Consider the following 6,362-nt stretch of genomic DNA (forward strand, 5'->3'; position numbering starts at 1 on the left):
TTAGGCCTCGCCTTTCCAAGGCCCCGTTATGGCAAAGGTGAGACCTTCATGTTGCAAGTTCACAAACATGGTTTTCCCTGATGGCGAGAAACAGATTCCTGTGAACTCACCCACAGGTTTTACCGAATGTGCGAATGTAAATATCTCGCCTTTGGGACTGACCCCACGCAGGTAGGCATCAGTGTCATCCTCGCAGAGCATTACATCGCCCCAAGGCGCAATGGTCAGGTTGTCGCAGTACTTCATAATGTCCACATCGTTCGGCTCGATAAACAGTTCCAAACTGCCGCCATCGGCCTCCGGGGTCAGTTTAAAGACCTGTCCTTTCATCAGGTCGCCACCGTTGGTGCAGGCAAAGTAGATCTCTCCGTTGTCGTACCACATGCCTTCGCCACGGGCGAAAAGTGCGGCACCCGCTTCGTGGCCACGTATGCGGAGGTCATCTTCGGGAGCTTCCACATTATCAAGATCGATCCATTCCACCGCCATTGGGATGTTGGTAAGAATGTCCGGACCGTTCGATTCTGGCCAGTTGCGGGTGTCGAGTTTTGCTTCGCCTTTCACCGCCAGTGCCTGTAATTTTCCTCCAGAATGAAGGTCATCTTTCGTGTTGGGTATAAAGCGGTAAAGAAGGCCGTCCGAGCGGTCTTCGGTCATGTAAAGCATTCCGGCCTTCGGGTCATATGCCACAGCCTCATGGTTGAATCTTCCTGCTTCTTTGATGGGTTTCGGTGCAACGCGCATCGGTTCGGTGGATGCTGGAACCTCGAAAATGTATCCATGTTCCTTTTCCACGTTATCGTCAAAGTCTCCGATCTTGGTCACATCCTCTTCGCAACTGATCCAGCTGCCCCAGGGCATTACGCCTCCCGCGCAGTTGCGGAATGTTCCTGCCAAGCTCAGGAATTCCTTCTCCACCTCTTGCGTGTCTTCATTGAAAACAATGGTGGTTGTTCCTCCCAATCCTGGGAATTCGCCTTTGGCGTAATCGTAAAAGTCTTCTTTCGGGATGGCATTCAGGTTCGCATTCTCTGGGCCGAATGCTCCCAGTTCCTTGTCGGTGGCCACCATCTCATGGTTCTGCACAATGATCACCTTTCCGTCTTCGGAAGTGAACGTTCCCATGCCGTCCTGTTTACCGGGAACGACCAATCCGTCTACCATCGGCTGACCCTGTCTTGAAATGATCTTGTATTTGAAGCCTTCCGGGAGGTCGAGTACACCGTTCGGATCTGCCACAAGCGGACCATAGCCGCTCACAGCCTCTGCCGCTGCTTCGCCCGTTGTGGCCCGATTACCGCAGGCATACAATTTCAGGCCTACAAAGCCAATTCCGATAAAACCCGTAGTGCGGATGAAATCTCTTCTACTTCTCATAATGCTCTCTTAGGACACGCAAGTTACAATCGTGTCAATTAATCGCGCATCGCGCTGAAGGTTCTTAACGGAAAGTTTGCATTCGGTCGATAAAACCACGTTTTCGACCAGCGACACGACCTTTTGCAACGTGTTCGCGTAAACTTCAATAAAGGTCGATGATGGAGATACGGGGAGCAATAGAGATTTCAAAACCACTTGATGAGGTATGGGATCTGTTGGCCAACAGGTTCTGCGAAGTACATCTGTGGCGAAGTGACGTGGAGCGTTCGCACATGGTCGGCAAGACCAAACTGCTGAACTTGACCTACGCAGGCCGAGTCTTGGAAACGGGCTCCGGAAGGGTGGAGGAGATATTGAGTGCGTATGATGCGATGCAGCGCATGCTCTCGTACCGAACCAACGAAGGATTGCCTTTCTACCTGCGCAAAGTATCAACCTTATGGTCGGTATCGCGCACCACGGAAGGAGATACGCATATCACCGTTATTCAGAATCTTAAAGGAGTGTTTCCTTTCAGGTTTTTGCTTTGGTTGAAGCAAAGCACCTTTCGGGAGAAACTGAAAAGACAGCTGGAGGACCTGAAGCGATACTTGGAACGTTAGGCTGCATGCTTGCGCCTTCCCAATTTCCGTTTTTGTAGGATGAACTGATAGCGGAGGTCGTCATAGAACAGGCTGGCAATGAGGATGAACGCGGCCAGCAGCAGCGTGTTCGTTTGCCAGCCCAAACGCGAATAGAAAAAACCACCTACCAGCCCCCCGATAAAGAAGAATGCAATGATATAGATGCGCAACTTGATAGTGGTTTTCAGATGAAGACGATTCGGGTGCGAGCTTGGGAAGAACAGTTGCGAAAGTTCGATGCCGAGGTCGGTAAAGAGTCCCGTAAGGTGCGTGGTCCGAACAATGGCATTGGATATTTTGGTGACATACGCGTTTTGAAGTCCCATGGCAAAAAGCAGCAGACAGGCAATAAGGTCGGGATGCAACAGTCCTTTCCAGTACCCAAGCAGCGCCACGCTTGTCAGAAGAATGGACTCAATGACAGTAGGCAGTGCAAACACGTTCAGCTTCTGGTTTTCCCTGAAAGTCTCTATCAGCAAACCGGCCACGAACGACCCGAGCAGAAACGCAAAGATGTAGAGGAAATAGACCGTGCCTTTCCAAAACTGGAAGTTGGAAAGGTCGTTGATGAACAGCGCAAAATGTCCCGTAACGTTGGTGGTCAGCTGCCCGATGGCGAGGAAGCCCGTCACGTTCACAGTTCCTGCCACAAACGAAAGCACAATGGCAATCTGGAGGTTGTGTTTTTGGGTTCTGCTTTTACCTTGATGGCGGAACATGGTTGCTTCGGTTGGCCAAAGCTACTGTTTCCATCCAGCACATGTTATGACATTCGATCTGACCGATCGACCATTTTCAACAGGAACCATCAACCGAAGGTTCTTTTTCTGAATTACGTTGGGAGGTAATGGCGCTGACGCTGGCATTGCAAAACAAATACACATCTACGAAGCCAAATAGTGCAAGGGGTCTGATGTAATTACTTGGCGTAGAAGTATGAGGTCTGGTTCTCCTTATCATCGTACGTTACCATATCTCTGTATCTATTGGAACACATGTAAGCCAATAGGCCGAAATCACCAGAACAGCACGCGGTGTGCGTCAGCAGAATCGCAAGGACCGAGAACTGCCATAGGCCCGAGACCAGAAAATAAGCGATGAGGAGTGAAACTGTGATCACCACGAACGGGGCCAGCGCAACAACCCGGAACGATCGAAAATCGGCAACAAACCGATCGGCAATGGCCATGAAGTAGAATTTACGAAGGTTGGCGTCATAGCTTGTGTGTTCAGCACCAACGTATCGGTAGGCCAGAACATGAATGTACTCGTGCAACGGGATCAGCCCAAAGGCCATTGCAACACCATAGGAGGTCCATGTAAGCGCATCCGAAATGAGAACCGTTCCGCTCATCCATGCAAGGAACAGTTGTAGGCCAATGACCGCGATAATGAGCAGGTTGAGAAGCACATATGCTCGGCTATAGCGGTTTTTCAGTTTCAGACCTTTTTGAACGAACGGCACTATTTCTTGATGGTTGAGCCTGTCAACCAACCTATAACCCTGCGCTTCCAGTTCTTCCGGTGTCAGTTTCATAGCAATTACCTTAGACGAAAAGTTACAACAACAGTCACGGTCGGATGTTCGAAGAGCTGATGTCGGAAATTGATCCAAAATTTTCTTTGATCACCGGTGGCTCTGTTTCGGTCTTCACCAATTTTCCCTACCGACCATGGCCATCCGATCATGTACTTTCCTTGCGTATGATCTTTGCAAACCGACCGTTTATGATCTCTGCCAAATTCCACAGAATAAGATCAGGGTCTGTTGTGCTGTAAAATGTCACAATTATCGCATCCAGATCCGCATTGTACGTTGCGAAACTCTGGTAGCCTGGTACCCAGCCAGCGTGTTCATACTTATAGATGGATGAATAGATCTTCTGTTCCTTCTCTGTAAGCAAGTTGCCATTGTTCAAAGCCCGCAGAAAGATGCCAACGTCTTCGGCCGTGGCTATCATTCCAATGTCATCCGTTTTCAGGTCGGCATCATGTCCTTTATGAAAACCACTCATTACATCTTCAATGTCTACATCATTGATCGAGGTAAAAGTGTTGTTCAGTTTGAGTGGCGTTAAAACACGCTCTTGGATGAATTGAAAATTCGCGTAGCCGAGCGAGCGGTCCATGATCCTGTTCAGCAGCAGATAGTTCGTGTTGCAATATTCATAGTCCTTGTCAGGTTCGAAATTGGCAGGTTGGTCAAGAATCAATTGGAGGTTCTCTTCTGCGGTTTCTTTCGGGTGCGCCCAATAGTTCCGAGTATCGGTATAATTTGGTATTCCGCTCCGATGCTGCACCAGCATTTTCAGCGTGATCTTCTCTGCATTTTCAATTCTGCCTGCCAGTTCAGGTAAATAATCAGCAAGTGTCTTGTTCAGATCGAGGCGACCATCGCCTACCAATTTGGCAATGGCCACGGCATCATACAGTTTGCCAATGCTTCCGATCTTGAAATAAGCGTCCTTCTTGGCAGGTATTTTATTCATCCGGTCGTGCCAACCTGCTGTATAAAATGCTGGTGGCTCCCCGTTCTTATCCACATAAACAACAATTCCCTCGAACCCGTATGCAACGGCCTCATCTGCTTGTTCTTGAAGTGTTTCGGGAAGTGGTAATAGCCATGCTTTTACTATGACCCATGGGACAAAGAACAATGAGATGGCCGTTCCCAGAAGAAGCACGATCTGAATGATTCGTTTTGGCTTGCCGTCCTTCCGAAGACCGTTAGTTTTTGTCAAGTGGCTCATAGCGGTTTCCGTTAAAGATAATGCGTTGGGTTGCTTTTGAGGTTGCTGAAACCGACCTGCCCACCATAAAGAAGCATGGGGTTTCATTGCGGAATCTCTTCCACCAGAACTTCATTTCCACGCTTGTCAAAGTAGGTGCAGGTCATTCGGTCCATGGAGATTTTCCATTTTTCAATACCCGTGGTTGCACACATTTTAATGAAGGTCAGAAAATCCGTTCTCCCAAGTTGGTGTGCCTTCAACTCCGCTTTGAACACGTCAGCCTTTACCGTGTCTGAAATGACCATCGGATCATATTTGGCAGGGGTTGTTACGGTATGCGAGTCACCTCCGTGACAGTCAATGTGACCATCCGCCACGTAGGTTTCATAATGAGTAACGCCCAATGCCTTGATCTCTTTGATATAGGCAGGGAAATCTGCTCCCGACCTTACTTTGCTGTGAGCCAATTTGACTTGTTGTTCGGTAAACATTTTCGGATAGTTAAGCGGTTCTAATATGCAACGGTTTGGTTAAAGATAAAGCGTTGGGTGACCACGTTCTTTTCGCTATGCGCCAAGCGGAATTGAAAACCCCTTTGTAAGAGTTGAATATCACCGATTCCGCACGTAAATGACCTTGAACTTGCCGCCCGCCTGCACACGGGCATCAATTTCGAACTGCTTGCTGAGGGAACCGAAAAGCGGTGTGAGCTTGTCGAAACCGAAGTTGCGGCTATCAAAGTTGGGTTGCTTCTTCAGGATGAGTTTGCCCACATCGCCCATAAATGCCCAGCCGTCCTCATCGGCCGCATCGGCCACCGAGTTCTTGAGCAGGCGCATTACGTTCGGAGTGATCTTATCCACCTGTCGTTTTTCCCTTTTTCCCTTTTCTCCTTTTTCCTCTTCCGAGTCGAGTATCTCCAAGTAGATGAACTTGTCGCAGGCCACAATAAAAGGGTTAGGGGTCTTCTTTTCGCCAATGCCGTACACCTGCATGCCTGCCTCGCGCAGGCGGGTGGCCAGTTTGGTAAAATCGCTGTCGGACGATACGAGGCAGAACCCGTCCACTTTGTCGGAGTAGAGAATGTCCATGGCATCAATGATCATGGCGCTGTCGGTAGCGTTCTTACCCGAAGTGTAGCTGTACTGCTGTATGGGCGTAATGGCCGTTTCCAGCAGCACCTCCTTCCATTTGCTCACGCGCGGGTTTGTCCAATCGCCATAGATGCGTTTGATGGTGGGCGTTCCGTATTTGGTGATCTCCTCCATCATTTCCTTGATGTATTTGCTTGGTATGTTGTCGCCATCGATAAGGACGGCCAGTTTCGTGTCTTTTGTCATGGCCGTAAGGTAGGATTTAAGGGGCAACTAAAAGACCGAAAGGAAAGAGATCGTGCGGAGTGACCCAACGGTGCGCCTAAAAGTATTGCGTTTTGAAACTACTGAGTTTTCGAGATACGGGAACGGTGCAGAACGAAACTGAGACTGACTGACGTACCGTCCCACGCAATACTTTTAGGCATTGTGCCCGTTGCACAACCCAAATATACCTGTTGAAAACTCAGTTTTCCATGATCTTGACTTTTTGCGCGGTCGGTCCGACCTTCGGTAGATGCAAGGCAAGAAGA

General features: G+C 49.1%; 7 protein-coding genes. 1 reads left to right on the top strand and 6 read right to left on the bottom strand.

Annotated features, from left to right (window positions below; translation table 11 throughout):
* Window positions 1-1,377, bottom strand: a complete 1,377-nt coding sequence (locus GC178_07000) for a DUF839 domain-containing protein (GenBank protein ID MBI1287312.1) — start codon at window positions 1,375-1,377, stop codon at window positions 1-3.
* A 158-nt stretch (window positions 1,378-1,535) separates the two neighbouring features.
* Here GC178_07000 and GC178_07005 point away from each other — a divergent pair, with 158 nt between their 5' ends.
* Window positions 1,536-1,982: a hypothetical protein gene (locus GC178_07005; protein ID MBI1287313.1), complete on the top strand. Its 447-nt coding sequence runs from the start codon at window positions 1,536-1,538 to the stop codon at window positions 1,980-1,982.
* Here GC178_07005 and GC178_07010 read toward each other — a convergent pair.
* The 5 genes from GC178_07010 to GC178_07030 all read right to left on the bottom strand — a co-directional run bounded on the left by GC178_07010 (window position 1,979) and on the right by GC178_07030 (window position 6,075).
* Window positions 1,979-2,722, bottom strand: coding sequence for a DUF1275 domain-containing protein (locus GC178_07010; protein ID MBI1287314.1), 744 nt, complete (start codon window positions 2,720-2,722; stop codon window positions 1,979-1,981). The genes GC178_07005 and GC178_07010 overlap by 4 nt on opposite strands.
* Before the next feature lie 200 nt (window positions 2,723-2,922).
* A complete protein-coding gene (locus GC178_07015) occupies window positions 2,923-3,540 on the bottom strand; it encodes a DUF3267 domain-containing protein (GenBank protein ID MBI1287315.1) in 618 nt (205 codons plus the stop codon).
* A 148-nt stretch (window positions 3,541-3,688) separates the two neighbouring features.
* Window positions 3,689-4,753, bottom strand: a complete 1,065-nt coding sequence (locus GC178_07020; GenBank protein MBI1287316.1) for a serine hydrolase — start codon at window positions 4,751-4,753, stop codon at window positions 3,689-3,691.
* A gap of 83 nt (window positions 4,754-4,836) precedes the next feature.
* Entirely contained in the window at window positions 4,837-5,226 is a 390-nt protein-coding gene (locus tag GC178_07025; GenBank protein ID MBI1287317.1) for a DUF1398 domain-containing protein, read from the bottom strand.
* 120 nt (window positions 5,227-5,346) lie between these two features.
* Window positions 5,347-6,075 carry an NYN domain-containing protein gene (locus GC178_07030; protein ID MBI1287318.1) on the bottom strand — a complete coding sequence of 243 codons (729 nt, stop codon included), beginning with the start codon at window positions 6,073-6,075 and terminating at the stop codon, window positions 5,347-5,349.
* Between the last annotated feature and the right edge of the window lie 287 nt (window positions 6,076-6,362).

The organism is Flavobacteriales bacterium, from assembly GCA_016124845.1.
Lineage (GTDB): Bacteria > Bacteroidota > Bacteroidia > UBA10329 > UBA10329 > UBA10329.

Coding starts and splice junctions, on each gene's coding strand:
- GC178_07030 (MBI1287318.1), bottom strand. CDS start 6,075: ATGACAAAAGACACGAAACTGGCCGTCCTTATCGATGGCGACAACATA.
- GC178_07010 (MBI1287314.1), bottom strand. CDS start 2,722: ATGTTCCGCCATCAAGGTAAAAGCAGAACCCAAAAACACAACCTCCAG.
- GC178_07020 (MBI1287316.1), bottom strand. CDS start 4,753: ATGAGCCACTTGACAAAAACTAACGGTCTTCGGAAGGACGGCAAGCCA.
- GC178_07005 (MBI1287313.1), top strand. CDS start 1,536: ATGATGGAGATACGGGGAGCAATAGAGATTTCAAAACCACTTGATGAG.
- GC178_07015 (MBI1287315.1), bottom strand. CDS start 3,540: ATGAAACTGACACCGGAAGAACTGGAAGCGCAGGGTTATAGGTTGGTT.
- GC178_07000 (MBI1287312.1), bottom strand. CDS start 1,377: ATGAGAAGTAGAAGAGATTTCATCCGCACTACGGGTTTTATCGGAATT.
- GC178_07025 (MBI1287317.1), bottom strand. CDS start 5,226: ATGTTTACCGAACAACAAGTCAAATTGGCTCACAGCAAAGTAAGGTCG.